28 protein-coding genes, 1 tRNA gene and 1 other annotated feature are annotated in these 26819 nt (G+C 51.8%); of the genes, 16 read left to right on the top strand and 13 right to left on the bottom strand.

Annotated features, from left to right (window positions below):
• The 8 genes from QZ105_RS02105 to QZ105_RS02070 all read left to right on the top strand — a co-directional run bounded on the left by QZ105_RS02105 (nucleotide 1) and on the right by QZ105_RS02070 (nucleotide 5418).
• Nucleotides 1-681 carry a DUF3226 domain-containing protein gene (locus QZ105_RS02105; protein WP_293728199.1) on the top strand — a complete coding sequence of 227 codons (681 nt, stop codon included), beginning with the start codon at nucleotides 1-3 and terminating at the stop codon, nucleotides 679-681.
• Entirely contained in the window at nucleotides 674-1324 is a 651-nt protein-coding gene (locus QZ105_RS02100) for a hypothetical protein (RefSeq protein WP_293728198.1), read from the top strand. Before QZ105_RS02105 ends, QZ105_RS02100 begins: the two co-directional genes overlap by 8 nt.
• 445 nt (nucleotides 1325-1769) lie before the next feature.
• A complete protein-coding gene (locus QZ105_RS02095; protein ID WP_293728197.1) occupies nucleotides 1770-2642 on the top strand; it encodes an EamA family transporter in 873 nt (290 codons plus the stop codon).
• A gap of 137 nt (nucleotides 2643-2779) precedes the next feature.
• Nucleotides 2780-4057: a nickel-dependent lactate racemase gene (larA, locus tag QZ105_RS02090; protein WP_293728196.1), complete on the top strand. Its 1278-nt coding sequence runs from the start codon at nucleotides 2780-2782 to the stop codon at nucleotides 4055-4057.
• Between the two features lie 110 nt (nucleotides 4058-4167).
• The gene (locus tag QZ105_RS02085; RefSeq protein WP_293728195.1) at nucleotides 4168-4590 is read left to right on the top strand and encodes a helix-turn-helix transcriptional regulator; all 423 of its coding nucleotides are present in this window, start codon (nucleotides 4168-4170) and stop codon (nucleotides 4588-4590) included.
• An 18-nt stretch (nucleotides 4591-4608) separates the two neighbouring features.
• Nucleotides 4609-4684 (top strand) — tRNA-Thr (locus QZ105_RS02080).
• A 126-nt stretch (nucleotides 4685-4810) separates the two neighbouring features.
• Nucleotides 4811-5284, top strand: coding sequence for a hypothetical protein (locus QZ105_RS02075; protein WP_293728194.1), 474 nt, complete (start codon nucleotides 4811-4813; stop codon nucleotides 5282-5284).
• Nucleotides 5251-5418: a hypothetical protein gene (locus QZ105_RS02070; RefSeq protein ID WP_293728193.1), complete on the top strand. Its 168-nt coding sequence runs from the start codon at nucleotides 5251-5253 to the stop codon at nucleotides 5416-5418. The genes QZ105_RS02075 and QZ105_RS02070 overlap by 34 nt, the downstream gene beginning before the upstream one ends.
• Before the next feature lie 88 nt (nucleotides 5419-5506).
• On the opposite strand, the gene QZ105_RS02065 is transcribed toward QZ105_RS02070, so the two are convergent.
• The 8 genes from QZ105_RS02065 to ispE all read right to left on the bottom strand — a co-directional run bounded on the left by QZ105_RS02065 (nucleotide 5507) and on the right by ispE (nucleotide 12716).
• Entirely contained in the window at nucleotides 5507-6121 is a 615-nt protein-coding gene (locus QZ105_RS02065; RefSeq protein WP_293728192.1) for a hypothetical protein, read from the bottom strand.
• Nucleotides 6122-6231: 110 nt separating this feature from the next.
• Nucleotides 6232-6843 (bottom strand): aminoacyl-tRNA hydrolase, encoded by a 612-nt coding sequence (gene pth / locus QZ105_RS02060; protein WP_293728191.1) that lies wholly within the window; start codon nucleotides 6841-6843, stop codon nucleotides 6232-6234.
• A 224-nt stretch (nucleotides 6844-7067) separates the two neighbouring features.
• The gene (locus tag QZ105_RS02055) at nucleotides 7068-7853 is read right to left on the bottom strand and encodes a polysaccharide deacetylase family protein (protein WP_293728190.1); all 786 of its coding nucleotides are present in this window, start codon (nucleotides 7851-7853) and stop codon (nucleotides 7068-7070) included.
• A gap of 63 nt (nucleotides 7854-7916) precedes the next feature.
• Nucleotides 7917-8876: a ribose-phosphate pyrophosphokinase gene (locus tag QZ105_RS02050; RefSeq protein WP_293728189.1), complete on the bottom strand. Its 960-nt coding sequence runs from the start codon at nucleotides 8874-8876 to the stop codon at nucleotides 7917-7919.
• 107 nt (nucleotides 8877-8983) lie between these two features.
• Complete coding sequence (gene glmU, locus QZ105_RS02045; protein ID WP_293728188.1) at nucleotides 8984-10354, bottom strand: bifunctional UDP-N-acetylglucosamine diphosphorylase/glucosamine-1-phosphate N-acetyltransferase GlmU; 1371 nt, start codon at nucleotides 10352-10354, stop codon at nucleotides 8984-8986.
• A 27-nt stretch (nucleotides 10355-10381) separates the two neighbouring features.
• Nucleotides 10382-11152, bottom strand: a complete 771-nt coding sequence (locus QZ105_RS02040; protein WP_293728187.1) for an NTP transferase domain-containing protein — start codon at nucleotides 11150-11152, stop codon at nucleotides 10382-10384.
• A gap of 2 nt (nucleotides 11153-11154) precedes the next feature.
• Nucleotides 11155-11844, bottom strand: coding sequence for a GntR family transcriptional regulator (locus QZ105_RS02035; RefSeq protein ID WP_293728186.1), 690 nt, complete (start codon nucleotides 11842-11844; stop codon nucleotides 11155-11157).
• Between the two features lie 2 nt (nucleotides 11845-11846).
• Nucleotides 11847-12716 (bottom strand): 4-(cytidine 5'-diphospho)-2-C-methyl-D-erythritol kinase, encoded by an 870-nt coding sequence (ispE, locus tag QZ105_RS02030; protein ID WP_293728185.1) that lies wholly within the window; start codon nucleotides 12714-12716, stop codon nucleotides 11847-11849.
• A 227-nt stretch (nucleotides 12717-12943) separates the two neighbouring features.
• On the opposite strand from ispE, the gene QZ105_RS02025 reads away from it, so the two are divergent.
• Entirely contained in the window at nucleotides 12944-13867 is a 924-nt protein-coding gene (locus tag QZ105_RS02025; RefSeq protein ID WP_293728184.1) for a YitT family protein, read from the top strand.
• A gap of 102 nt (nucleotides 13868-13969) precedes the next feature.
• Here QZ105_RS02025 and QZ105_RS02020 read toward each other — a convergent pair whose 3' ends face one another.
• From QZ105_RS02020 to leuC, 5 genes are read right to left on the bottom strand one after another with little or no spacing between them, the layout of a single operon-like run.
• Nucleotides 13970-14281 (bottom strand): AzlD domain-containing protein, encoded by a 312-nt coding sequence (locus QZ105_RS02020; protein ID WP_293728183.1) that lies wholly within the window; start codon nucleotides 14279-14281, stop codon nucleotides 13970-13972.
• 1 nt (nucleotide 14282) lies between these two features.
• The gene (locus QZ105_RS02015) at nucleotides 14283-14996 is read right to left on the bottom strand and encodes an AzlC family ABC transporter permease (RefSeq protein WP_293728182.1); all 714 of its coding nucleotides are present in this window, start codon (nucleotides 14994-14996) and stop codon (nucleotides 14283-14285) included.
• Nucleotides 14996-16069 (bottom strand): 3-isopropylmalate dehydrogenase, encoded by a 1074-nt coding sequence (gene leuB, locus QZ105_RS02010; protein ID WP_293728181.1) that lies wholly within the window; start codon nucleotides 16067-16069, stop codon nucleotides 14996-14998. The genes QZ105_RS02015 and leuB overlap by 1 nt, the downstream gene beginning before the upstream one ends.
• Before the next feature lie 2 nt (nucleotides 16070-16071).
• The gene (locus tag QZ105_RS02005; RefSeq protein ID WP_293728180.1) at nucleotides 16072-16563 is read right to left on the bottom strand and encodes a 3-isopropylmalate dehydratase small subunit; all 492 of its coding nucleotides are present in this window, start codon (nucleotides 16561-16563) and stop codon (nucleotides 16072-16074) included.
• Nucleotides 16560-17825 carry a 3-isopropylmalate dehydratase large subunit gene (leuC, locus tag QZ105_RS02000; protein ID WP_293728179.1) on the bottom strand — a complete coding sequence of 422 codons (1266 nt, stop codon included), beginning with the start codon at nucleotides 17823-17825 and terminating at the stop codon, nucleotides 16560-16562. Before leuC ends, QZ105_RS02005 begins: the two co-directional genes overlap by 4 nt.
• 83 nt (nucleotides 17826-17908) lie before the next feature.
• Nucleotides 17909-18124: a binding site (T-box leader), on the bottom strand.
• A gap of 301 nt (nucleotides 18125-18425) precedes the next feature.
• Here leuC and QZ105_RS01995 point away from each other — a divergent pair.
• The 7 genes from QZ105_RS01995 to QZ105_RS01965 all read left to right on the top strand — a co-directional run bounded on the left by QZ105_RS01995 (nucleotide 18426) and on the right by QZ105_RS01965 (nucleotide 26710).
• On the top strand, nucleotides 18426-19493 hold the full coding sequence (locus QZ105_RS01995; RefSeq protein ID WP_293728178.1) for an efflux RND transporter periplasmic adaptor subunit: 1068 nt from the start codon (nucleotides 18426-18428) through the stop codon (nucleotides 19491-19493).
• A gap of 16 nt (nucleotides 19494-19509) precedes the next feature.
• Nucleotides 19510-21171 (top strand): ATP-binding cassette domain-containing protein, encoded by a 1662-nt coding sequence (locus tag QZ105_RS01990; protein WP_293728177.1) that lies wholly within the window; start codon nucleotides 19510-19512, stop codon nucleotides 21169-21171.
• Complete coding sequence (locus QZ105_RS01985) at nucleotides 21140-22015, top strand: energy-coupling factor transporter transmembrane protein EcfT (protein WP_293728176.1); 876 nt, start codon at nucleotides 21140-21142, stop codon at nucleotides 22013-22015. The genes QZ105_RS01990 and QZ105_RS01985 overlap by 32 nt, the downstream gene beginning before the upstream one ends.
• Nucleotides 22012-23433 (top strand): PQQ-binding-like beta-propeller repeat protein, encoded by a 1422-nt coding sequence (locus tag QZ105_RS01980; RefSeq protein WP_293728175.1) that lies wholly within the window; start codon nucleotides 22012-22014, stop codon nucleotides 23431-23433. The genes QZ105_RS01985 and QZ105_RS01980 overlap by 4 nt, the downstream gene beginning before the upstream one ends.
• A complete protein-coding gene (locus tag QZ105_RS01975; protein ID WP_293728174.1) occupies nucleotides 23423-25132 on the top strand; it encodes an ABC transporter ATP-binding protein in 1710 nt (569 codons plus the stop codon). Before QZ105_RS01980 ends, QZ105_RS01975 begins: the two co-directional genes overlap by 11 nt.
• Before the next feature lie 13 nt (nucleotides 25133-25145).
• The gene (locus QZ105_RS01970) at nucleotides 25146-25505 is read left to right on the top strand and encodes a hypothetical protein (RefSeq protein WP_293728173.1); all 360 of its coding nucleotides are present in this window, start codon (nucleotides 25146-25148) and stop codon (nucleotides 25503-25505) included.
• A gap of 197 nt (nucleotides 25506-25702) precedes the next feature.
• Nucleotides 25703-26710, top strand: coding sequence for an exo-alpha-sialidase (locus tag QZ105_RS01965; RefSeq protein ID WP_293728172.1), 1008 nt, complete (start codon nucleotides 25703-25705; stop codon nucleotides 26708-26710).
• The last annotated feature ends 109 nt before the right edge of the window (nucleotides 26711-26819 follow it).

Below are 26819 nucleotides of genomic sequence, written 5' to 3'. Positions count from 1 at the left end.
ATGAGGAAGGAGAATAATAACAGAAAAGACGAAATTAAGAAGCCGTGTCTTTTGCTTTGCGAAGGCATGGATGAAATGCAATTCCTGATATGGTATTTAAATGATAAATTGCTTCGGGAAAATTTTGCGTATGATAAAATTCAAATCCTGGATTTTGGCGGCATTAGGGATTTAGCTAAATATTTACTTGCGCTTAAAGGCACGGGTAATTTTGATGAAGTAGAACGTATTGCCATTATGCGGGATGCGGAAACCGATAGTTTGGCGGCAGTTAGCAGTTTGAATACGGTTTTGGCAAATGACCCAGAGCTGCAGAAAATTATAAGCCCATATCCTTATTTTTTATTGCCGGGAAAGGATGAGCAAGGTAATTGGCAAAATGGTACGTTGGAGGATTTATGCTTGGAAATTTTTCGTGAAAGCGAAGAGCATGAGTTAAGTAAAAGGCAAGCGCGAGCGTTAAGCAGTAGTTTTTTGCAAGAATGCGTAAAGCTGCGCGGGCATAAATTTAAACGGCAGCATAAAAATCAACTGCATTTTTATCTTTCGGCTACAGATAAATATGTTGGCATGAAGGTAGGAGAAGCGGCTAGAGCGGGTGCATACGATTGGGATAATGTAGCGTTAGGGGAACTGAAAAAGTTTTTGACTATTTTAGCTACAGGTGCTGCCGATGCCTAAGCAGCAGCTTGTTATTAACAGCGAATTTTTGCTGCTGTGCGAGCGCAGGGAAATAGCGCAGTTTGTACAGGCCTATATGCAGTATTTGCAGAAACAAAAGGTAGCTTTGCCGCAAGGTCAGTTTTTGATTTTTCGCAGTATGGAGCAGCTTTCTGTTTTGGCTCAGCGCTTGCCCTTGATACCGGGCAGCGAGCGAGTGCGCAGAATTATTGTTTTTGCCGACGCCGGGAATAATTTGGAGGAGCGCAGAGAGCTGCTGGATGTGGTTCGCGGCAGCGCTTACTTCTTTAAAATACCTTATTGCGCGCATTTTTTCTTTCCCGGCAGATTGCAAGGGAAAAGATGGCGCAGCGGCTATTTGGAAGATCTGCTTTTGGAAGTGCTGCGCCCTGAAACGGCGGAAAGCGGCGAGTTTATAAATTTATATAATGTGTGTCAGGAATATGTGGATAGCGTAAATAATTGCCGCGGGCAGCAAAATAAATTAAGTAACCGCAGCCGTCACGTATTGTATGCCTATTTGGCAGCTACCGAAAAATATGCGGGAGCAAGCTTAGTCGAGGCGGTTACAGCGGGCGCTTTTGCTTTGGAGGCCGAAAGGTTCGCATGCCTGCGGAAGTGTTTGGAAAAATTAGAAAAGTAAGGGGAGAATACTAGCTTATTTTGAGAAAATAAAAGCAGAGTAATGCGACAGAAGTGTAGCGCATTACTCTGCTTTTTACTTTAATTTTAGACTTTAATTTAGAGACAGAGTCCGCGTTATGTGGCGGCGGGCACAATTTCTTGTTTTATATTAGATCCGTACCTCTGCCCCCTTTCGTCGAGGTCGCCTATTTGTAGTCCTGCTATTTTTATGGCGGTTACGCAAAGTTGAGGAACAAAAGCTTGTGGATAGGGAGAAAACGTCAGTAAAGAACACAACGTAGGATGCCCGTTTTTCCAAAACTCAGAGCTTCAATACACAACGGACATCAGCAGCTGTTGTGTATTTTTATTTTGGAATAATACTCTGGTTTCCTTCCATAGACAAGTAGCGTTAAAAGTGTTATAGTAAATTTATATTACTTTAGTATACGAGGAGTAACAACGTGCTTAAGGGTATTCTTTTGATTGTGGGCGCTGCGGCTTGCTGGGGCATGGGCGGCGTATCCGGTCAATATTTATATCAATATCATCAGGCGGACGCGGTGTGGCTGGTTATGGTGCGTCAGATTATCGGCGGCCTGCTGTTTTTAAGCTTTGCCGTTGTGGTGCAGAAGCAGAATATTGTGCAGGCTTTGCATTCCAATCCCAGGGATTTGCTGGAATTTTCGTTCTTAGGTATTTTAGGCGCGCAGCTGGGCTTTTATTACACTATAGCTTTGTGCAACGCGGCGACGGCTACCGTGCTGCAATACATGGCGCCCATTTATGTGATGCTGTGGATGAGCTATAAGAACCGCCGCCTGCCGGAGGGGCGCGAGCTGTTAGGCATTGTGGGCGCGGTGGCGGGCGTATTTTTGATTGCTACCCATGGCAGCCTGGACAGCCTGGCGCTGTCGCCCGCGGCCTTGACCATCGGTTTGGCATCAGCGGTGTCCTACGCATATTACAGCATTAAGCCGGTAGAGATGCTAAAAAAATATCACGCGACTGTGATTATCGGTTGGGGGCAGCTGTTATCCGGTTTGTTTCTGCTGCTTTGGCGCAATCCTTTCGCGCCTGTCGGCAGTTGGGATACGGCGGCGGTGCTGGCGATGGGCTATTTGATTTTAGGCGCGACTGTGGCCAGCTACGCTTTGTATTTGCAGGGGCTGAAAATTGTTGGGCCGACTAAAGCCAGCCTGATTTCCTGCGCCGAGCCCTTAGCTTCGATTATCGCCGTGGTGCTGTTGCTGGATACGAAGCTGCTGCTGCCGGATTTAATCGGCATGGGCTGCATTATTTTTACGGTGCTGCTTTTGTCGCTGCCGAAGAAGTAGGAGCTGAAATAGCCGATAAAGCTTGTGCCTGGCAACTATAAAGTTCGGCTTATACTTACAACTGATGAATTGAGTAATGGTGACAGAGCGGCAGTAAACATGGTAAAATATTATTAAAAATAAGCGGAGGTGGGACAATGACACAGGCAACTTATAAGTACAAATATGGGCGTGGCTACAAAACTTTTACTTTGGAGCGCGAGCGCGTGCTGGACGAAATTAAAATCGCGCAGTTTCCTCCTTTGGAAAATTTAGAGGCTGCCATACTGGACGCGCTTTATCACCCGATTGACAGCGAGCCTATTGATAAGCTTGTGAAACCGGGAATGAAAGTAGCTTTTATCTGCAACGATTCTACCCGCGTCGCCAATACGCATGACTTTATGCCAATTTTGCTGAATGAGATGAACAAGCTGGGCGTAAAGGACGAGGATATGCGCATAGTTTTCGCTCTGGGTACGCATCGCAACATGAGCCGTGAGGAGATGGTGGAGCAGGTCGGCGCTGACGCGGCGGCTCGTCTGCTAATGTACAACAGCGATTGCCATGCGCAGGAGGATTTCGTTTATTTTGGCGAAACGTCTTTTGGCACGCCGGTGTGGCTGAATAAATTGATTTGCGACGTCGACCTGGTAATTTTAACCGGGACTATTGTGTATCATTTCTTCAGCGGCTTTGGCGGTGGGCGCAAGGCAGTGCTGCCCGGCGTGGCGGCTATGGAAACCGTGCGCAAAAATCACAGCCTGATGATGAGCCCTGATTCGCAGCTGGGCAAGCTGCACGGCAATCCGGTGTACGACGATCAGATAGAGGGCGTGCGCCTTTTTGCCAAGGAGCATAAGATGTTCCTGTTCAATGTTATTTTGGACGCGCAGAAGCAATTCTTAAAAATTTTTGCCGGACATTGGGAGACGGCGCATTTGGAAGCTTGCAAATTTGTGGAGCAGGTTTACGGCGCGCCTATCGAGCAGCCAGCGGATATCGTTATCGCCAGCTGCGGCGGTTATCCTAAGGATATCAATATTTACCAGCTGCAAAAAACGATGGATAACGCCTGGTGCGCTGTAAAGGAAGGCGGCGTGGTTATTATTTTGGGCGAATGCGAGGAGGGCAGCGGCAGCGCCGCCTTGGAAAAGGCTTTGCAGGAACATCCTTCTCCCGATGCGATTAAGGAGCAGTTGGCTAAGAATTTCGTCATTGGCGCGCATAAGGCCTTCGCTATCACTCGCTTGATGAAAAAGGCGCGTTTTATTTTGGTGTCGGCGCTTGATAAAAAGCTGGCCAAGGATTTGCTGTTTGAAGCTGTGGACGATGTGGACGAGGCCATCGCTTTGGCTGAAAAATATGTTGGATCCGATTATAAAATCCTGCTGATGCCTCAAGGCAGCTTGACTGTGCCGGTGCTGAAAAAATAAATGCTGTTTTATTAAAAAATATTGTGGATACATCTTGCCTTTTAAGAGAATTTCGGCTATAATCATAATGTTATTACAACACGGTAAGTTAATTAAAAGGAGAGACTTTTGTGAAGTTAGACATTGATTATAAGGCTATCGGCCTGCGGATTAAGGCTGCGCGTGCGCGTAAGGGTTTAACCCAAGGGAATATAGCTGGTTTAACCGGTTTGTCGACTCCGCATATCAGCAATATAGAAACTGGTAATACTAAGTTGGGCCTGCCTACGATTATTCATTTGGCTAATGTGCTGGATGTGTCGGTAGACGAGCTGTTATGTGATAATATTCATCGCAGCGAGCAGATTTATTGCAACGAGCTGTCCGATTTACTTAAAGGCTGTTCGGTGGACGAGCTGCATATTATTTCCGAGCTGGCTAAGGTCATTAAAAAATCCGGCATTAACAGCGCGAAGAAGACAAGAAAGCGCCGCACGAAGGCAGAGATGGCTGCGGCTAAGGCTGCCGAAAGCGAAGCGGCCCAGAAACCTTAATAACCGCATACTTTCCATGCTACTGTAGCTCAGTTGGTAGAGCAGCTGATTCGTAATCAGCAGGTCGCAGGTTCGAGTCCCGTCAGTAGCTCCAATGTAAAACCGCCCCTAGACTGGCTCTAGGGGCTTTTTTATAATTAGTATAGCTCTTATAATTCATTTATTGTCTTATTTTGTGTCTTAAGGGTTAGCTTGTATATTTGGAAAGAAATAACGAATAATGAAAAAGCTTTTATTAACAGGGTTTGACCCTTTCGCCCATTACCAAATCAATCCTTCGTGGGAGGCGGTGCGTGCGCAGCCGGAGAGCGTGGGCGATTTTAAAATTGAAAAGCTGCGGCTGCCCAATATTTTTGGCTTGGCTGGCAGAATGCTGCTGGAACGAGCAGAGCAGGTGCAGCCGGACGTGATTTTGCTGACGGGAATGGACAGCGGCAGCCGTCATGTGCATATGGATACGGTGGCTGTTAATGTGCGGGACGCTTTAATCGAGGATAATTTGGGGCGCAAGCCGTGGAATGAAACTATTGTTGCAGGTGGGCCTGCGGCTTATTTTGCCACGCTGCCGGTGCATGAGCTGGTGCGGCGGCTGCAGGCAGCGCATTACCCGGTGCAGCTGGGCTATACTACCGGCGGTTATGTGTGCAACGATATTTTTTTATGGCCTGTCATCATTTTGCCGGCAGCGCTGTGAAGGTGGGCTTTGTCCATGTGCCGCTGCTGCCGGAAATGGTGCTGGACGAAAAATTGGCGCTGCCATTGGAAAAATCGGCGCAGCTTTTGCAGCTTATCATTAAAGCTCTGTCGCAGATAATGTACGATAAATAAAAAGCTCTGAAGCCTTGGACCGCAGTTTGCTGCTGCGGTGCGCTAAGCTTCAGAGCTTTTGTTTTTTACTAAGGGCGCTGGCCCTGAATTATTTTATATTTTGAAATTCGCCGTTATAACGAGCGTTCTCTTTTTCATAAGCCGCTGGGTCGGCATAGCGATTTACTTTAGTATTCAAGGTGCAGGCTTCCGTAAGGCAATCGTTGACGGCGTTTTTGGTATTGATGCGCGGGTCGTCCTCGCTGGCGACAACATAACCGGCAACGCGCAGCATACTGCTGTCGTATTCCTTAATGCCGTAATCGTAAGTAAAGATTTGACCGTCTGCAACGACGCTTTCTTGCAGCGAAACCTTGACGGTGGCGTACTTGCCGACTAATTTTTCTCCGGTGCCTGCGCCTGCCAAATCGATTTTAACGATTACGGGTATCCAGGCAGGGCGAGTGATTAAAGAAACGTCTTCGACGGTGAGCTCTTTTTGCGGAGCGCGTTTAAGCGATTGAATGGCGAAGCGTTTGCCGTATTGTTCCTGAATGAAGGCTTCCAGTTCCTTTTGGCCTTTTTCCGTATCGTTTTCCGGATTCTGCGCTTCTAAAATTACGTCCGGTACCTGATACCACAGCACAACCTTTTTGGCGGGAGCTGCCGCTGCGCCAATGGAACAGATTAGTAAGCAAAGAATGCAAAGAATAAATTTTTTCATGCGAGCTACCTCCTTTTGTTTCTTAAATATATTTTAGCAAGAAAGTAAGCTTCTGAAAAGTAGCAATATAAAAATTATCTTCATCTGCATTAGCAATTTTATAATCAGGCTTACTTATCAACTGCAGCAGCGTCGGGCTGCTCCTCTTTTTTAGGCTTCTTTTTATTGTGCTGGGTCATTACTGCCTCCAAATCGCCTGTCTTAACCCATTGCTGCAAAGCGTCGGCCATTTCCTGCACGGCTTGGTCGATGGCTTCTTTATCTGCGCCTTGGAATTGATGCAGTACGTGGCTGATAACGGCTTGATTATTGCGGGCGGGATGGCCGATGCCGATTTTAAAACGGGCAAAGTCGCTGGTGCCTAAATGCTCAATGATGGATTTTAAGCCGTTGTGGCCGCCTGCGCTGCCCTTGCGGCGAATGCGCAGCTGTCCCACGGGCATATCCATATCGTCCTGGATAACGGCGATGTCTTCCGGCGCGATATGATAGAAATTGGCGTAAGCGCCAACGGCGATACCGCTGAGATTCATATAGGTGGTGGGTTTGATAATTAAAATTTTTTCGGGGGCGCGGTATTCGGCGCAGTAAGCGCTGCGGTCCTCCTTGCCGAAGGCTACGCCATAGCGTTTGGCCAGCTCGTCCGCTACCATAAAGCCGATGTTGTGGCGGGTATTGGCGTATTCGCGGCCAATATTGCCCAGACCGACGATGAGTTTCATTACTTTTTTCTCCTTTGTAAATTTATTTTACTATGTTCACGCCATTACATATTTCTTCGGTCAACTCCGGTTTTTTACGCTCATTGCGTGCAGAACCATAACGAAGCTTGCGGGAAAATTTGTCAGCATAAGCGCAGGAAGGTACGCCCTCGCTTCTATGGTTCTAAGCACTTATGAGCTAAACCTCTAATTCCCTCAGAAATAAAGTAATGGCTTATTTTACGTTATTTTACAAGCTGCTCTATCGTGACAAATTCATAACCATCCGCTCGTAAACGGTCGATGATTTGCGCCGTGGCGGCGACGGTTTGCTCGCGGGGGGCTGTTTGCTTGGGGCTGTCGCCGTCGTGAAGCAGGACGATGGCGCCGGGCTCGGCGCTGCTGCAAACGCGGCTGACGATTTGTTCCGTGCCGGGGTTGGTCCAATCGCGGGGAATAACGCTCCAATTGACGGCCTGCAGTCCTGCGCTTTCCATAGCGTGCATAACCTGCCAGTCCTTAAAGCCGTGGGGCGGGCGCATATAGCGCACGGGCTGGTCGGTAAGCTGTTCTAAAGTGCGCTTGCCGTAAGCGATATTTTCCTGGAGCTGCGGCGCAGATAGCTTCAGCAGGTCCTGGTGATAACCGGCATGCAAGGCAATTTGGTGTCCCCGGCTTTGCACTAAGCGTACTATTTCCGGATGGCGGGCGGCGTTTTCGCCTACCATAAAGAAGGTGGCGCGGACATTTTTAGCTGCTAGAACTTGCAGCAGCTTTTGCGTATAGGGCTGATAGGGGCCGTCGTCAAAGGTCAGGGCGATTTGCTTTTTGCCGCTGATGCCGTGGGTCAGAACAGGGCCGTAAAAGCTGTTGCCGGGCAGCACGGCCAAAAGCAGCAGCACGCCGCTGCACAGCATGCTTACGGCTGCCAGCATGGCGGCTGTGCGCCGCTGTAATTTGCCGAAGCGTCCCAGCCACAGCAGCGCTGTGCTCAGCAAAGCGCTGGTGATAATAATATAAATAATTCTCATAGCGTTTTAAAAGAAAAGGCTTGCCTGAGGCAAGCCTTTAATAGACTATTGGATTGTGCGCTTTTATTTCTTAATGTCGAATAATTGGCTTACAGACCAATCATTGTAAATGCGCAGGATGGTTTCTGCCAAAATAGGCGCAATGGACAATACCTTAATCTTCGGATGCTTCTTAGAAGGAGGCAGCGGAATGGTATTGGTCACAACCAGCTCGTTGATATCGGATTGAGCGATACGAGACAGCGCCGGGTCGGTCAGAATGGGGTGGGTGCAGCATGCGTAAATTTCGTTAGCGCCGAATTTTTTGAGTGCGCGTGCGCCTTCGGTTAATGAGCCTGCGGTGTCCACCATATCGTCGACCAAAATGCAGTTTTTGCCCTTAACGTCGCCAATAAGATTCATAACCTCGGCTACGCCGGGTTCAGGACGGCGTTTGTCGATGATGGCCATGGGGGCGTTAAGAATTTCGGCAAAGCCGCGGGCACGGCTTACGCCGCCTAGGTCGGGGGAGATGACAACCATGTTGTCCAGATTTTTGCTCTTAATGTATTCTGCCAGCAGCGGGCCGCCGGGCATATGGTCAAAGGGGATATTGAAGAAGCCTTGGATTTGTGCTGCGTGCAGGTCGATGGTCACTACGCGGGTGATGCCTGCGGTTTCCAGCAGGTCGGCCATCAGCTTGGCGGTAATGGGCTCGCGGCCGCGGGCCTTGCGGTCCTGACGGGCATAGCCATAGTAAGGAATAACTGCGGTAATATGGTTGGCGCTGGCGCGTTTGAAGGCGTCGGCCATAATCAAAAGCTCCATAACATTGTCGTTAACAATGGGGCCGCAGGTAGGCTGTACGATAAAGATATCCTTGCCGCGCACGCTTTCGTTGATCATTACCTGAATTTCACCATTGTTAAAGCGGTTAACTACGGAATCGCCCACGGTGGTTCCCAGGTAAGCGGCAATTTCGCGCGCTAAATCAGGGTTTGCATTACCAGTAAAAATTCTTAACTTATTTTCATCAGACAACATTTCCAATCCCTCCAAAATCGCCTTGCTGTTCTTGTAGTGCGAAAGGCTTTGTCTAGCATCAATTATACACTAAAAGCCTGCCTTTTAACAAGTTTTTTGTAACGCTTTTAACTGTTTCTGTATTTTTCGGCCCAGCCTTCGATATTTTTTTGCCGGGCGCGGGCGATGCCTAATGCGTTTTCGGGCACTTCCTTGGTGATAGTGCTGCCTGCGCCGATGTAGGTGTTGGCGGCTACGGTGACGGGCGCAACTAAATTGGTGTTGCAGCCGACGAAGGCGTTGTCGCCGACTACTGTACGATGCTTCTTCTTGCCGTCATAGTTGACGGTGATGCAGCCGCAGCCCATATTGACGCCGCTGCCGATATCGCTGTCGCCGATGTAGGTAAGATGCGGCAGCTTGCTGCCTTCGCCGACGTTGGAATTTTTTACTTCTACGTAATTGCCGATTTTTACATGGTCTCTGATAACCGTATCGGGGCGCAGGTGTACGTAAGGCCCGGCGGTAACGTGGCTCTTAACCTCGCAGTCGTGGGCGTAAATAAATTGCAGATGGTTATCGTCGCCCACCTTAACATTGGTCAGACGGGAGCTGGGGCCGATTTCGCAGTCCTCGCCGATTTCCGTGCTGCCTTCCAGCCAGGTGTAGGGATAAATTACAGTGTCGCGGCCGATTTTTACGCTGGCTTCAATAAAGGTGCTGGCCGGGTCCATAATGGTTACGCCTGCGTCCATCAGCTTGTCTAAAATACGCTGGCGCATTACGCCTTCGGCGGTGGCCAACTGTTTGCGGGAATTGATGCCCATAACCATATCGCTGTCGGCAGTGCTGACGCCGCCCACCTTTTGACCTGCCTGATTAAGCTTAGCCAGTACGTCTGTCAGGTAGTATTCTCCCTGCGCGTTGTCGTTGGTTAAGGTCGACAGCACGTCGAACATCAGCGGGCATTCCATGCAGTAGATGCCGGTGTTGATTTCCTTAATGGCCTTCTGCGCTTCCGTAGCGTCCTTCTGTTCCACGATGCCTTGCACATTGCCCTGCTCGTCGCGGATAATGCGGCCGTAGCCAAAGGGGTCGTCCATAACGGCGGTGAGCACGGTGGCTGCCGCGCCGGATTCCTTATGCGCCTGGCAAAAGCGCTTCAGCTCTTCGCCCTCTAAAAGCGGCGTATCGCCGCATAAAATAAGCGCCGTACCGGTAAAGCCATTGAGCGCTTCGGCTGTCTGCATAACGGCGTGGCCGGTGCCCAGCTGTTGAGCCTGCAAAGCGATTTTGCCCTGTGCGCCTACCATTTCTTCTACTAATTCGGCCTCATGGCCTACGATAACAACCTTTTCCGTGCAGCCTGCAGCGGTGGCCGCGTCGATAACGTGCTGCAGCATGGGCTTGCCGCCTACCTTGTGCAGCACCTTGGGGTATTTGCTGCGCATGCGGGTGCCTTTGCCTGCGGCAAGAATAACGGCAACTAAATCAGACATATCTATTCTCCTCTCCCTATACGGAATTTATTTTGCTAAATATTTTCCTGCCAAGCGTAAATCAGCTGGCTTGTCTATATCCATACCGATACCGGCGTGGCTGGTAATGACGGCCTTACTGGTCATGTCCATAATTTTGCTGAAGCGCTGTTCTGCTTCTTCAATAGTCAGCCGGTGCAGCAGCGCTTTAAAGATAAAGCTCCAGCCCAGCCAGTTAGCCAGGCGCAGAGGCGATTTGCGCAGGGCAAAGATTTCGTCGGCCTTGACCCGTGCCAGTGGTATGACGGCTTTATCAATAAGCATCATATTGCCGCCGGTAAACGCGCCGTCCCGAAGTCTGCCGTAGGTGCGCTGAGCGTGAGGAAATTGCTCCAGACAGGCGGCTTGAGGAATAATGGGATAATAAACCTGACCGTTCGGATAAGCTTCGCATTGGCTTAAAAAATCCTGCACTCCTGCCGCCGTCAGCAGCGGAATATCGTCGCAGACTCCTAAAATTTTAGGGCTGCAGCTTTCGCCAAAATACTGCACCGCGTCGCAGGCTGTAACTGATAACGTAGGCGCTGCGGGACACAGGCTGACGCTGGCTGGCAGCGTACCCTCCAGCTGAGCCAGAGCCTCCGGTGCAGCGGCGACTACGATGCGGTGTATACGGCCGCTGCCAAGTAAGGCGTCGGTAATATAATCGATAAGACGGCGGCCGCCAATAACTGCCAGGCAGCGGTATGGCGTGCCGCAGATATCCTGCAGCCAGGGGCTGCTTCCCCCGGCTGCAATAAAGGCGTCGTATTGCTGCATGCTTACGCCTTCTTATTGCCGTGCTCAGCTAGCGAACGCATCAGCGTATGCTCGGCGTTTTCAATGTGAATGCGGGCGGCGTGCTGAGCGCGTTCTACGTCGCGGGCGGCAATGGCGTCTACCAGATAACGGTGTTCGTCCATGGTTTCCACCAGACGTCCGGGATAGCTCATGGTGCGGCCGCGGATGCCTGTCAGCTGCTCGCGCAGATTGTTGATGATGCTGCGCAGCCGTTCGTTGCGGCTAGCGGTATATAAAACGTCGTGAAAGGCTGTGTCTATTTCAACGATTTTGTCGATATCCATATTGGCGACGTGCTGGCTGATTTCATGCAGATAAACATTGAGAGTTTCCAGCTCCTCGTCGGTAATGCGCTCGGCAGCCAGGCCTGCGGCCAGTACGTCCAGGCAGGTGCGTACCTCGTAAATTTCGGTAATATCCTTAATGGAAATATCCGCTACATAGGTGCCGCGGCGGGGAATCATTACCACAAAGCCCTCCAGCTCCAGCTTGCGGATAGCCTCGCGCACGGGAGTACGGCTGACGCCCATTTCGTCGGCCAGCTGAATTTCCATCAATCGTTCACCGGGACTAAAGGTGCCGTCGATGATGGCTTGACGGATATTTTCACATACCAGCTCGCGCAAGGGCTTGTAGCTGTCAAGTCGTATTGGCTGTAAATGTCCAGACATAATTATTTTATCCTCCCTACGGTAGTAGTAATGGCTGTTTCTACGGAAAAGTCGGCTAAGGCCGCCGTGATATTGGCCGCCGTTTTTTGGTCGGGGGCCAGGGCGAAAACTGTGGGGCCGCTGCCGCTCATCAGCGCGTAATAAGCGCCGGCGCTGAGCATAGCGGCTTTAATGGAAGCGATGACCGGGTGCGCCGGAATAGTTACCGTTTCCAGTACGTTGCCCATATAGGGAACTAAGGCGCGGGCTCCGTCCTGCAAACGGGCTTGCAGCTGCCAAATGCAGGGTGCATGCACTACGCGGCCTTTGTTATAATGCTGGTAGACCCAGGCGGTAGAAACCTCCAAGCCTTTGGGCTTGGCCAGTACTACCACGGCCGGGGGCAGCTCGTCCAGCTGCGTCAGGATTTCGCCGCGGCCTGTAGCCAGCGCCGTGCCGCCTTCTATGCAGAAGGGTATATCGCTGCCTAATTGGGCTGCCAGCCGTTTCAATTCGTCTGCGTTCAGCTTTAGCCGCCAGTATTTGTTGAGACCGCGCAGCACAGCCGCCGCGTCGCTGCTGCCGCCTGCCAGTCCTGCGGCTAAAAAGATTTTTTTCTTCAGGGCAATGTGAACATGGGGCTTGATACCGGCATGTTTGGCTAAAAGCTCTGCCGCTTTGTAAGCCAGATTATCGGGGCCGCAGCTGAGGCCTGCCATATCCGTTGTTACGGTAATGGCTTCGTTGTTTTGCCCAGCGCTGATGACGACCTCGTCACTCAGGCCGACGCTCTGCATAATCATGCTGACCTCGTGATAGCCGTCGGAGCGCTTGCCGATAATGTCCAAGCCGAGATTTATTTTAGCATAAGCTGTTTCAGTTATCGTTTTCATCTAAGCTCACCTGCCCATAAGTGTATACAGTATTATTTTATACTGCTTTAGCCTTCACCGCAAGTTTTTTTAGATATTATTAGTAAGAAATGCGCCGGCTGTTACAGCTGTAATGTTTTGAGCATCGCGGCTTATGTAAAATCATGAAAAAATTCTTTATCTGCCGGTTGCTTTTTTGGCAAAAAATGTTTACTATACTAGGAAGTAAAGAATTTAAGGAGAAGCTTATGTCGACAAATCTGAAAAAAATAGCTTATCAATATTTTATGGTTACGCTGGCCTGCGTTATTATGGGCGTGGCGCTGAACGTATTTTATATGCCTAATAAAATGCTCAGCGGCGGTATCGGCGGCGTAGCGGTGCTGGCCTATTATATCGGCGGGCTGCCCATGGGCGCCACCAGCCTGATTTGCAATGTGCCGCTGTTTTTCCTGGCCTATAAATTCATGGACCGCCAGTATACCATCAGCGCGTTGTTTGGTATCGTAATGTTTTCCGCTTCGCTGGACTTTTTCCATTTTCTGTCCTCATATACGGTGGTGCATGATAAGCTGCTGGCCTGCATTGCCGGCGGCGTGCTTTACGGTATCGGCGCGGCCTGTATGTACCGCGTAGGCGGCAGCAGCGGCGGTACGGATATTATCGGCGCTATCATCCAGAAGAATTATTCCATCAGCATCAGTACGACGGGCTTTTTATTTAATTTATGCCTGCTGGTTGCCAGCGTGTCCTTCTTTGGTATTGAGCCCGTGCTGTACACCCTGCTGACCTTCTTTATTATGACCAAAACCTGTAACGCCTTTACTACGGGCTTTGATTATAAAAAGAATGTTATCATTATCAGCAACCGTCATTATGAAATTGCCGAGGAAATCATCAAGGTGGTGGGGCGCGGCGTTACCTATCTGCACGGCGAAGGCGCCTTTACCCATCAGCATCGGGAGATTTTGTTTGTGGTGATTAAGCTGACCCAGCTGGCGAAGATTCGCTCTATCTGCCGGGAGATAGACCCGGACGCCTTTATGATTATTAACGACGTCAACGACGTTTTTGGCCGCGGCTTTACCTTGAAGCCTTCGGGGTCTAACTGCCCGCGTCCCCAATTTGCCGGGGAAGAATGTGCGCAGGAGAAAAAGGCGCAGAAAAATTAAAGGATAATAAAAAGAGGACTGCTGCAGAAGCGTTTTGGCGCTGTGCGGCAGTCCTCTTGAGCTTAGTGTGGATTGTAAACAATTTTAATGTGTTTTGCTGCTTTACGGAACCAGCGCCAGCTCCGCCGCAAAGACGACGGCGCAGCAGCAGCAGGCTACGTGGAACAGGCTCAGACCCCGCCAGGCAGCGGCAATGCCTGTTGCCAGAGCTAAAGCGCCGGACAGGGGGTTTTGAGTATCGTAAACGATGGCGGGAAAGGTCATCACGGCCAGCGTTACATAAGGGACATAATATAAAAAGGAACGGATAAAGGGGTTTTTGATTTCCCTGCGGATCAGCGTCAGCGGCAGTACGCGGATGGCGTAGGTCACAAGGGTCATGATGGCTATATGCACATAAATATTGCCCTGCATGCTACACCTCCTGCCGCACCGGATGGAGCAGCGCCGCCGCCGCAGAAATGGCGACGGTCAGCAGAATGGTGCGCGTGCCGCCGGACAGAGCTGCTAAAAGCGGCCAATAGTTGGCGATAAGGCTGGCGGCAAAGCTGACTGCTACGACCGTCAGAATGACGCGGCTTTGGCGGGCCGGGGGAATGATGACTGCCAAAAACATGCCGTAGAGGGCTACGCTGAGAGCGCTTACCAGACGCGCAGGCAGCTCGCTGCCAGCAATAATGCCCAGCGCCGTACCGCTGGACCAGCCGGGGATGGCTACGGCCATAGCGCCGTAATAGTACCAAGGGTTAAGCATGCCGGGGCGGGCAATGGCGATGCCGAACAGCTCGTCCGTGACGGCGAAGGCGACGCCTAAACGATGCACAAAGGGCGTACCTTCTGCAAAGCGCTGGCTTAAAGCGCAGCTCATGAGCAGATAGCGCGCGTTGGCGATAAGCGTCACCAAAGCGATTTCCACATAGCCTGCGCCTGCGCCGATGAGCGTAATCGCCGCAAATTCACCGGCGGAGGTGTTGTTGAGCAGGCTGGCTAAGAAGCCCTGCAGAACGCTGAGGCCGCTGCTGCGGCAAATGATGCCAAGGGAAAAGGCCACGGCGAAATAGCCGAGGCCAATGGGAATACCGTCGTGGAGACCTTCGAGGAAGGCGCGGCTGCGAGGGGACGAAGCCATTATTTCAACAGCTCTTGGGCAACAAGGCGGCCCATTTCAGAGGTGGAAACCTTCTTCAAGCCTTCGGCATACAGGTCGGGAGTGCGATAGCCCTGTTCCATTACTGCGTCCACAGCGGCTTCGATAGCGTCGGCTGCGGCGCTTTGGTTGAGGGAATAACGCAGCATCATAGCGACGCTGAGAATGGTAGCCAGCGGGTTGGCAATACCTTGACCGGCAATGTCCGGAGCGCTGCCGTGAATGGGCTCGTACATGCCGGTGCCGTCGCCTAAGGAAGCGCTGGGCAGCAGGCCGATGCTGCCTGCGATGGTGCTGGCTTCATCGCTTAAAATATCGCCGAAAATATTATTGGTCAGAATAACGTCGAATTGTCTGGGGTTGAGTACCAGCTGCATAGCGCAGTTATCCACATAGAAATTGTTCAGTTCTACTTCCGGATAATCTTTAGCCTGCATTTCAGCGACGATTTTGCGCCACATACGGCTGGAGCCCAGCACGTTGGCTTTATCGACGCTGGTTACTTTGCCGCGGCGCTTTTTAGCGGCCTCAAAGGCAAAGCGGGCAATGCGCTCGATTTCCGGACGGGTGTACAGCTCTACGTCGCTGGCTTCTTCAATGCCGTCGGCGTTGAGGTGAGCCTCGTTATGCTCGCCGAAGTAAATACCGCCGGTCAGCTCGCGCACGATGAGCAGGTCTGCGCCTTCGGCACGTTCCGTTTTCAGCGGGGATAAATGGGCGGTGAATTTGGAAACGGTCATGGGGCGCAGGTTGCAGTATAAGCCCAGCGCCTTGCGGATGCCCAGCAGGCCTTTTTCCGGACGGATGGAGGGTTCTACGTTATCCCATTTGGGGCCGCCCACGGCGCCCAGCAGCACTGCGTCCGCAGCTTTAGCGGAAGCGATAGTGGCTTCCGGCAGGGGCACGCCGGTAGCGTCGATAGCGCAGCCGCCGATGAGCTGCTTGTCATATTCAATAGCAAAGCCGAATTTTTTTGCGGCAGCGTCCAGTACCTCTACTGCGGCGTCTACGATTTCTACGCCGATGCCGTCGCCGGGAAGTAAGCAAATCTTCATTATTACTGCTCTCCTTTTAAATAGTTGATGAGACCGCCGCAGTCGGCGATTTTTTGAATAAATTCCGGCAGCGGTTTAGTTTTGATGGTGATGTTTTTATTGGTAATATGAATTTCGCCGGCGTTCATATCTACGTCGATGATATCGCCGGGCTGAATTTTTTCTACGTCAGCGCCGATTTCCAAAACGGGCAGGCCGATGTTGATAGCATTGCGATAGAAGATGCGGGCGAAGCTGTCGGCAACGATGCATTTGATGCCTTTAACCTTTAAAACCATGGGCGCGTGCTCGCGGGAGGAGCCGCAGCCGAAGTTTTTGCCTGCCACAATGTAATCGCCGGGCTGAACGCCTGCGGCAAAGTTTTCTACTAGATTTTCCTTGGCGTCCTCCATAGCGTGCTCTGCCAGCTCGGTGAAATCTGCGATATTCAAATATCTTGCGGGGATAATTACGTCCGTATCGACGTGGTCGCCGTAACGCCAAACTTTACTCATTTTACTACCTCCTCAGGGCTGGTGATATAACCGGTGATTGCGCTGGCAGCAGCGGTATAGGGGCTGGCCAGATAAACCTCGCTGTCTACATGGCCCATGCGGCCGCGGAAATTGCGGTTGGTGGTGGAAACGGCGCGTTCGCCGGCTGCCAGAATACCCATGTAGCCGCCCAGGCAGGGGCCGCAGGTGGGAGTGGAAACGGCTGCTCCGGCTTCGATAAAGGTATCGAGATAGCCAAGGCGCATAGCCTTTTGATAAATTTCCTGGGTAGCGGGGATAACGATCATGCGCACATGGTCGCAAACCTTATGGCCTTTGATGATTTCCGCAGCCTGCGCCAAATCCTCCAGACGGCCGTTAGTGCAGGAGCCGATTACTACCTGATCGATTTTAATGTTATGGCCTTCGCTGGCCGGATGGGTGTTTTCCGGCAGATGCGGATAAGCGACTACTGGTACCAGCTCGTCCAGCTTAATATCCAGTACGCGGGCATATTCTGCGTCCTCGTCGGCAGTTACTGCTTCCCAGGGGCGGGTTACGCCGCGTTCCTTCAAAAATTCAATGGTCTTTTCGTCAACGGGGAAAATGCCGTTTTTGCCGCCGGCCTCGATAGCCATGTTGCAGATGGTCAGACGGTCGGCCATGGACAGCTGGGCAACGCCGTCGCCGCAGAATTCCAGGGATTGATAACGGGCGCCGTCAACGCCGATCATGCCGATAATGGTGAGAATAATATCCTTGCCGCGCACATATCTGGGCAGCGTGCCGGTCAGGTTGACCTTAATTGCCTGGGGTACTTTGAACCACGTGGTGCCGCTGGCCATAGCGCAGCCGATATCGGTCTGGCCCATGCCGGTGCTCAGCGCGTTCAGCGCGCCGTAGGTGCAGGTGTGGGAGTCGGCGCCGATAACGATTTCACCGGGAGCAACCAGACCTTGGTCCGGCAGCAAAGCGTGTTCGATGCCCATACGGCCTACCTCAAAGTAGTTTTTGATTTCGTGCTTGCGGGCGAAGTCGCGCATACGTTTGCACATGGTAGCGGATTTAATATCCTTGCAGGGAGAAAAATGGTCGGGAACCAGAGCAATTTTATTTTTGTCGAATACCGGCTTGCCGATTTTTTCAAATTCGGTGATAGCCGGGGGACCGGTAATATCGTTGGCTAATACCAAGTCTACTTGGGAAACCAGCAAATCGCCAGCGCTGACGCTGTCGCGATGAGCATGCTTCGCAAGGATTTTTTCTGTCATTGTCATACCCATAGATTAAGACCTCCAATGTTTTCTTTTTGATATGGTGTTGATTATTACCTAATAAAAAGCCCCTATCTGCTTTTTTTATAACAGATAGGGGCGAAAAATCGCGGTACCACCCTAATTTTTTACTTCATTCTTTCCGAAGCCTTCGTTCGGGGACTTAACGCTGTCGGGCGTCCGCTTCTACTTCGTTCAAAGCGGCTGCTTGCGGGCGAGCTTCTTTGCCTGGAAGGTGGCGGCTTGCACCGTGCGCCGTCTCTCTGAAAGCCTTGGGTCAGGTAAATTTTCCCGTTCATTGCATTTACTGATGAGTATTAAATTTGGCAACAACACATCATTGTGTTCTTTACATTATGGCAACAAGTTGCGGATTTGTCAAGCAAATTTTTTGCTAAGCTGAAAAACGTAACGCTTTGTGTATATTGTGACGGGAAGGTGTACAATGGCAGAGTAATCTGATAATTGCGGAAAGCGTCAGCGAAGAAAAATAGTCATCGGGACGCTAAACCGTCATAAAAAAAACACATCTTTTTGGTATGATAACTTTGACCTCAAAAAGAGAGAGGTATATAATAGATACAAAAAATGATGAATGAGGGATACGCTATGCTGAAATTTATTAAAAACAATAAGTACGTCATTATCGCGTGCGCCATTCTGCTGGCAGGCAGCTATGGCGGCTACCAATATTATCAAAGCTCTCAGGCTGACGCCGTTTCGGTAAAGCTGGGCGAGGTGACAAAGGGGAATTTGACGGAAACCATTTCCGCTACCGGTTCTTTGTCCGCTCTGGATAATGTAGATATCAGCTCCAAGATTACGGGACGTATCGTAGAGGTGCTGGTTAAGGAAAATCAGCACGTTAATGCCGGAGATGTGCTGGTGCGTTTGGACGACACCTCCTTGCGCGCTACTTTGGCGCAGATGCAGGCGCGTTTGGTCGACGCCGAGCTGACCTATAACCGTTACCGTCAGTTGGTAAACCAAGGCGCTATCAGCCAGGCTACCTTCGATACAGCCTATGCCGATTATCTGGTAGCTAAAAGCAATTATGACAAGGCTGCCTCCGACGTCAGCGATACGGTTATCGTTACGCCTATCAGCGGTTATGTTATCGGCAAGCCTACGCCCGTAGGCCAGACCATCAGCTCCGGTATCAGCGAGCCTCAGGTAATTATGTCCGTTGCTACGCTGGATAATATGGAGATTGAAACCATGGTGGACGAGTCCGATATCGGCCAGGTTAAGGTGGGCCAGCAGGTGCGCTTTACTGTCGATGCCTTTCCTGAAGAAACCTTTACCGGCAAGGTACGTTTAGTATCCAAGAGCGCAGAAACCGAAAACAATGTAATTTACTATAAGGTATATGTAACTGTTGACGACGCTAAGGGCAAACTGCTGCCGACCATGACGGCAAGAGCGGAATTCATTATCGCCGAGGAACAGAACGTGCTGATGGCGCCTCTGAACTGCGTTTACAGCGAGGGCAAGCGCCGTTATGTTAAGGTATATAATGAAAAGACCAAGGAAAGCCGCGACGTTGACGTTACCGTGGGCCTGAGCAACGACAGCAGCATCGTTATTTCCGGCGCAGATTTGCAGCCAGGCGAGCGCTTGCTGGTGAAGAAGGCCGTAGCAAAGCAGACTAATACCAGAATGGGTCCTCCCATGTAATAAGGAGGCGACTGTAATGGCTACTGTTATCCAATTAAAGGATATAATGAAAACCTATGTGATGGGCGACAGTATCGTTCATGCTTTGGACCATGTCAACGTGGAAATTGGCTTTGGCGAGTTTACTTCCATTATGGGGCCGTCGGGCAGCGGCAAGTCTACCATGATGAATATTTTAGGCTGTCTTGACCGGCCTACCAGCGGAGAGTATTATTTGGACGGCAAGGAGATTGCCGGTTATAACGACGACGAGCTGGCACATACACGCAACGCTAAAATAGGCTTTGTTTTCCAGAACTTTAATCTGCTGGCCAAGCTGACGGCTCAGGCGAATGTGGCTCTGCCCCTGATTTACGCGGGCGTGGAGGAGGAGGAGCGCATGGAGCGCGCCAAAAAGGCTTTGGAGGCCGTGGGCCTGGGCGACCGTTTGGAGCATAAGCCTATGGAAATGAGCGGCGGCCAGCGGCAGCGTTTGGCCCTGGCTTCTATATTAATAACCAAGCCGCGGCTTTTGATTTTAGACGAGCCCGTAAGCCAAATGAATCCGCAGGGCGTGCAGAGCTTTATGCAGCTTTTGACGCGCCTTAACCGTGAGGAAGGCATCGCTATTTTAATGATCGAGCATCGCGTCAACGAGCTGTGCCGTTATTTTCAGCGGCTGGCCGTGATGCGTGAGGGCCGGATTATTTACGACGGCTCCATCAGCGAAGCCTGGTACGCCTTGACCGGCCGTACTGACGTGGGCGTGCGCGAGCCGCAGAGCGTCAAGCTGTGCCGAGCCTTGCAGCTGCCGCGGTTGACGGCATCTGCGGACGCTATTGTGCTAATGATTGAACACGACTGCGCTGTGGAGCGCAGCGCTTGTGTGGCGAAGCAGCCTGACGTTGTGGGGAAGAAAATTTTACAGGTGCAGGACGTGTATTATACCTATCCGGGAGCGCAGGAGCATACGCTTCGCGGCGTTTCCTTTGCCCTGCATGAAGGCGAGATAACCGCGCTGATGGGCTTTAACGGCGCGGGAAAAAGCACGCTGCTGAATCTTTTGGGAGGCTTGACCGTGACTCAACGCGGCGGCATTATGCTTAAAGGGCAGAATATTAAGAAGGCTTTGGGGCAGGTGGGCTATTTGCGGCAGGAGCCGGATTTGATGCTGCTGGCCGACACTGTGCGGGAGGAATTATGCTGGAAAAACAAAACGCTGTCGCCAGCCGCCCTGGAGACGATGCTGCAAAAGCTGAATCTGGCTGAATACGCCGATGATTTCCCGTTAGCCCTGAGCAAGGGTCAGCGCCTGCGCGTCGTGCTGGGCGCTATGCTGGCTAAACGGCCTGCGCTGCTGCTATTAGACGAGCCTACTACCGGTCAGGATGAGCAAAGCCTGGGCGAAATTAAGCAGCTTTTGCTGGATTGTAAAAATAACGGCGGCTGCGCGCTGCTCTGTACCCACGATGTGGAGCTGGCCGCAGAGGTGGCCGACAGGGCGCTGGTACTGCGTCAGGGACAGCTTATAGCCGATTCTGACGCAAACAGCGTTTTAAGCGACGAGCGGCTTTTGCAGGAGGGCGGGCTGACTCCCTCGCCGCTGCTGGCTATTTGCAGTAGTCTCAAGCTGCCGCCCTGCGTTACGGTTAAGGAGGTGCTGCGTTATGTCCGTAAGACAGCTGTGGGAGGGAACTGACGCCAACGGCTGGGCCCAGCGGCTTAACGGGCGCACTAAGCTGGCAGCCTTGTTCCTTTTCGCTATTTTGACGATTACGGTGGATAATCCGCGGACGTTGTTCGGCTTATTCACTATTACCTTGCTGCTGCATTTGGCGGCGGGAACGTCCGTCTATAAATGGAAGGTGCTGGCGGTGCTGCTGCTTTTAGGGCTGTGGGGCTCCATGTTCAGTCAAGCGTTGTTTTTTGCCCAAACGCCGCGCACGCCGCTGTTTACGCTTATTGCTCCGGACAGCTCCTTTTTGGGACAGCTTACGGGCGGTTTGTATATTTACCGCGAGGGTATTTTGTACGGCGCGGTGCAGGGACTGCGCTCTGCCAGCATGCTGACCTTGGGGCTGCTGGTGTGCTGGACCAGCGACCCACGGCAGCTGCTAAAGGCTTTGCTGGCATGGCGCTTGTCGCCGCAGCTGGCGTTTATGCTGGTGACAGCTATCCGCTTTTTGCCAGTGCTGGCCGCAGAAACGGGCGAGGTAATTACGGCGCTGCAATTGCGCAGCGATAGTCAAAGCGGACGCACGGCGGTGCTGCGGCATTTGCCCTATATCGCTAAGCCCTTGCTGGCCCGCTGCCTGCGGCGGGCGCAGACGCTGGCTCTATCCGTAGTAAGCAGGGGATTTTTCCTGGCGGGAGCCGCCAGGCAGGGCGACGTATGGCGCTGGCGTGAAAAGCTCGGCTGCTGCTGCCTGCTGCTTTTGACTGCGGCGGTGGCAGGCAGTAAGGTGCTCTATCTTTTGAGCGAGCAGGGCTTTTATTTTGGCGTTTTCCGTAAAATTTATGATTGGACTATTTTATACCTATGAGTAAGCTTAAAGGCTATGCAGCCATTCTTATTTTAATTTTATCCTGGTGCGCCTTATATTGGATAACAGGCAGCCGCACGCCCTGGAATCAATTTCAAACCGGCGGCGGGCAGAGCGGCGTCAGCGTGTATTTAGGCGATATTCCCACGCAGAATTACGACCGCATGGGCTTTACCAAAGCCGTGGTGCGGTATGCTGCCGCGGAGCCGGGCTGGCTGGTTGGTACGGAGCGGGGCGAGCTCTTTTTGTTCGATACGGACGGTCGCCAGCTGTGGAAACGCAATCTGGGCATCGGCAAGCTTATTTCCCTGTGTCTTACGCGGGACGGCAGCGTGGCCTTTGTAGGCGAGCAGAGCCCGGAGGGTAGGCTGTACGCCGTCAACACGCACACCGGCGATATTTTGTGGCAGTATAAGGCCTCTGATTTTGTCGGTACTGACGCTTCGCAGCGCTCGTATCCTTCGGTTGTTCATATTGTAGTGGATAAAGATGATAATGTTTACGCCAATATGTACCGCTTTTTGATACGCAAGGATGGCGCCCGCAGCTATAATGGGCGTATGCTGGCCGTCGGCAGGGATGGCGGAAGGCTGTGGCAGTTCCCTGAACGGGAGCCCATGGACAGCTGGATAAACTGGTGCGACGTTAACGATAATAACGGCCGCGTTGTTATTTCCACCTCGGCCTACGATTTTCGCAGCGATATGAACTACAAGGATACCATGTACTTTTTGGATAAGCGCAGCGGCAGCCTGCTTAATTCTACCTTTGTGCCGCCGGTGCCGCCCTTTGATAATACTGTTATGCGCGGCAGTCCCAATTTCAGCGGCGACGGGCGTTATCTGGCTGCCTCCTGCAGCGATGGGCGCGGCTTTTTGTTTGACGCCGAAGGCAATATTCTGTGGCAGCGCTCTATATCGCGGCCCGCTCAGGTGGACGGCGCCTGGATTAACGCCAGCGGCCGCGACGGCTTTGTGACGCCTTACGGCGTTCTCTTTACTACAATCAATACCTTTAACCGGGAAAATTGGCAGCTGCCGACGCCGGTAGAGCATCCCAGCAATAACAGCCTGTTTGTTTTTAATACGGACGGCTCCTTCCGTTACCAATATAAGGCCGACGGCACCATGGAGGAGCTGGCCTTTGCCGGTAAATTTGCGGCTTGCGCTGTCGGGCGCAATGTGCGTACCCATAATTACAAGGCTCACGGAGCTTTGGTAGTAAACCTGGAAAACGGCAGCAGGTATAATTTCTTCGGTACGGAAGGACCCTTGCAGGCAATAGCTATCAGCGGCGACGGCAGGCAGGTGGCGGGCGTTGAGGCTCCGGCAGTAACGCCGGAGGGCAAAATTATCGGCGCTTACCGGCTGCATCTCTGGGATAATAAAGGCGAGGAAGGGACAGGCCATGCTCAATAAATATCTGCATTATTACAAGCCCTATAAATGCCTGCTTATCGGCGTCATGCTTGGCTCCTGCCTGGCGGCGGCTTTGGATTTGCTGTTTCCTGTGCTGGTGCGCCGTTTACTGGATAATGAAATACCGCAGCGTGATTTAGAGGGTATGCTTTATTGGGCTGCTGCGCTTTTAGCGCTTTATCTTGTCAATTTCGCTTTACTTTTCGGCATCAATTATTATGGACATGTGATGAGCGCGGGCATTGAAAACGATATGCGCCGCGACCTGTTTCGTCATATCGAGTCCATGTCCTTCCGCTTTTTCGATAACGCCAGAACGGGGCAGCTTTTGAGCCGTTTGACCAGCGATATTGTGGAAATCAGCGAGCTTACCTTTCGCGGGCCCAACGATTTGCTGGTGTGCAGCATCAGTATGGTGGGCACTATCGCCATGATGCTGTATATGAATCCGCAGCTGGGCGCAGTTATCAGCCTTTTGCTGCTGCTGAAAACTGTGCATACGGTTTACATTAATAGAAAAATGAAGGCTGCCTTTCGCCGCAGCCGTGAAAAGTCGGGCGAGGTGTCGGCTCAGGCGGAGGAGGCTTTAAGCGGCATTCGTCTGGTAAAGGCCTTCGCCAACGAGGAGCGGGAGCTGAACCGCTTTATGGAGAAAAGCGACGAGCTGTTTGCCGTGCGGCGGCAGTCCTTCGGTATACTGTCCTACTTTTCCGGCATCGTAAATTTTTTTACCAATTTTACTAATCTGGCGGTTCTGGTCTGCGGCGGTGTGCTGATTACCATGGGAAGGCTGCCCTTCAGCGATTTTGTCGCGTTCTTCCTCTACGTCAATTTATTTATGAAGCCTATTCTGCGACTGATGGTCTTTACGGAAATGTATCAGCGCGGTATGGCGGGATTTCATCGTTTTAACGAGCTGATGGCTGCGCCTGCGGAAATAGAAGACTCGGCTGATGCGGTGACGGAGGCGCAAATTGCAGGCCATATTACCTTTGAAAACGTCACCTTTGGCTATCTTGGCGATAAACCGGTGCTGAAAAATTTCTCGCTGGATATTGCGCCGGGTGAAAAGATAGCTTTTGTAGGCGCTACGGGAGCAGGCAAAACTACGCTGACTAATCTGCTGCTGCGCTTCTACGAGCCGCAGCAGGGGCGCATTTTGCTGGACGGCGTGGATATCAACCGTTATAGTCAGGCATTTTTGCGCAATCATGTGGGCTTGGTACAGCAGGACGTTTTTCTCTTTTCTGATTCCGTAAGCTCTAATATTGCTTACGGCAGAGCGCAGGCCTCGGCGGAGGAAATTGCGGAAGCGGCTCGCCTGGCAGCTGCGGACTATTTTATCGCCCAACTGCCGGACGGGTACGCAACCAAAGTAGGAGAGCGCGGCGTCAAGCTGAGCGGCGGGCAAAAGCAGCGTATTGCCATTGCCCGCGCTTTTTTGAAGAATCCGCCGGTGATGGTTTTCGACGAGGCTACCTCGGCGCTGGATACGAAAACGGAAAAGCAGGTGCAGCAGGCTTTGGATAAGCTGGCAGCTAATAGAACGACACTGATAATTGCGCACCGTTTATCGACGATTATCAACGCCGACAGAATTGTGGTGCTGCACAACGGCGAAATTGCCGAGATAGGAACTCATCAACAGCTCCTGCCGACGCAGGGCATATATAAAAGGCTTTATGAGTTAAGCGAGTAAGGAGGTTTTTATTATGGCAGAGGATTTTTTGGGCATGAGCGGTAAATTAGAGGAAAGCTTTGTCGGCGCAGTAAACGGAAAGCTGGTGCAGGTGGCCTTTGAAGCTTTGGAGGAACGGGCGGCAAAGGAAAAGCCGCAGCTGCTGGCCGGGCTGAAGGCTTTAAAGGAGGTCATGGGCAGCGACGAGTTCAATCGCCTTATCAACAGCTTGGAAAATGTTAATCTGGGCGACAACGCTTTGCTGATGCTGACGGGCGACGAAAAGGTGCGCACGGCGCTGACTGCTAAATGGCTGCCGGCCATCAAAGCGGCCTTTGGCGTGGATAATGTGCGCATTGTTGGCGGCGGCCGCAACGGTATGGACGCATATTGATTCGCTGAAAATTTTATATTGCATGCAGCTCCCTGACTTGAGGCAGGGAGCTGTTTTGCAGTGCGCCTGTTATTACTGTTATAGCAGCATAGCTGTGCTTTTGGCAAAAATGTGAATAAAGCAGTTTACGCTTTATAAAATATATGGTACAATATTTGTGTTATTGGAATTTTACAAATTCTTGAAGGTGTATACTAATGCGTAAGGAATTGATTATGGCGCAGCTGCCCACTGATTTTTGCCATGCGTCGACCATAGCTGCTTTGCCGGACGGACAGCTGCTGTGCTGCTGGTTCGGCGGCAGCCATGAGGGTGAGCCGGATGTTGCGATTTATGCCAGCAGGCGCGGCGAAGCGGGCTGGTGCAGCCCTGTAAAGCTGGCGGATGGGGCGGCGGCTAACTGGAACCCAGTGCTGTTTGGCAGGCGGGACGGTACGCTGCAGCTCTTTTACAAGCAAGGGCAAAAAATTGCCTCCTGGCAGACGCTGACCATGCTATCTGATGATGGCGGGCGTACATGGAACGAGCCGGTGGAGCTGGTGCCGGGAGATCGCGGCGGCGGGCGCGGGCCGGTGCGCAATAAGCCGGTGCGTTTAGCCAATGGACGGGTTTTGGCAGGAGCGTCGACGGAGCAGGGGCTGTGGCAGGCCTTTGCCGATATCAGCGACGACGACGGCAGAACCTGGCGTAAATCCTCTGCAGTAGCTATCAAAAATCTGCACTACTGTCAGGGAGAAAAAACATCGGAAAGCGATATTGCCGTCAGCCAGCAATCCTTTTACGGCCGCGGCGTGATTCAGCCCAGCCTGTGGCAGAGCGGCGACGGCAGCGTGCATATGCTGTTGCGCAGCAGCGAGGGCCTTATTTACCGCAGCGATAGCAGCGACGGCGGAGAAACCTGGAGCGAAGCTTACGCCACGGAGCTGCCCAATAATAACAGCGGCCTGGATTTAGTGCGCACGGAGCGCGGCGTCTTGTTCTTGGTCTGCAATCCTGTGGCAGCCAACTGGGGTCTGCGTTCTCCCCTGAGCTTGTTCAAGTCGGACGACGACGGCGGCAGCTGGCGCAGGGTTCTGAATTTAGAAACGGAGCCTGCGGAATTTTCCTACCCGGCGATTATCGCTCAGGGCGATACGCTTTATATTACCTATACCTGGAAGCGGCAGAATATTGCCTGCGTCCAGCTCGACAGCGTTAATTTATAAAAATTATATAAAAAGAGGAGATGTTCACGATGAAAAAGATTTTAGTTGTGCTCATGGCGGTTCTGACCATGGCCATGATGCTGACAGGCTGCGGCGGCGACAGTAAAAA

Source organism: uncultured Phascolarctobacterium sp. (assembly GCF_905212365.1).
Taxonomy (GTDB): domain Bacteria; phylum Bacillota; class Negativicutes; order Acidaminococcales; family Acidaminococcaceae; genus Phascolarctobacterium_A.
This window is presented reverse-complemented; position numbering and strand designations above follow the sequence as displayed.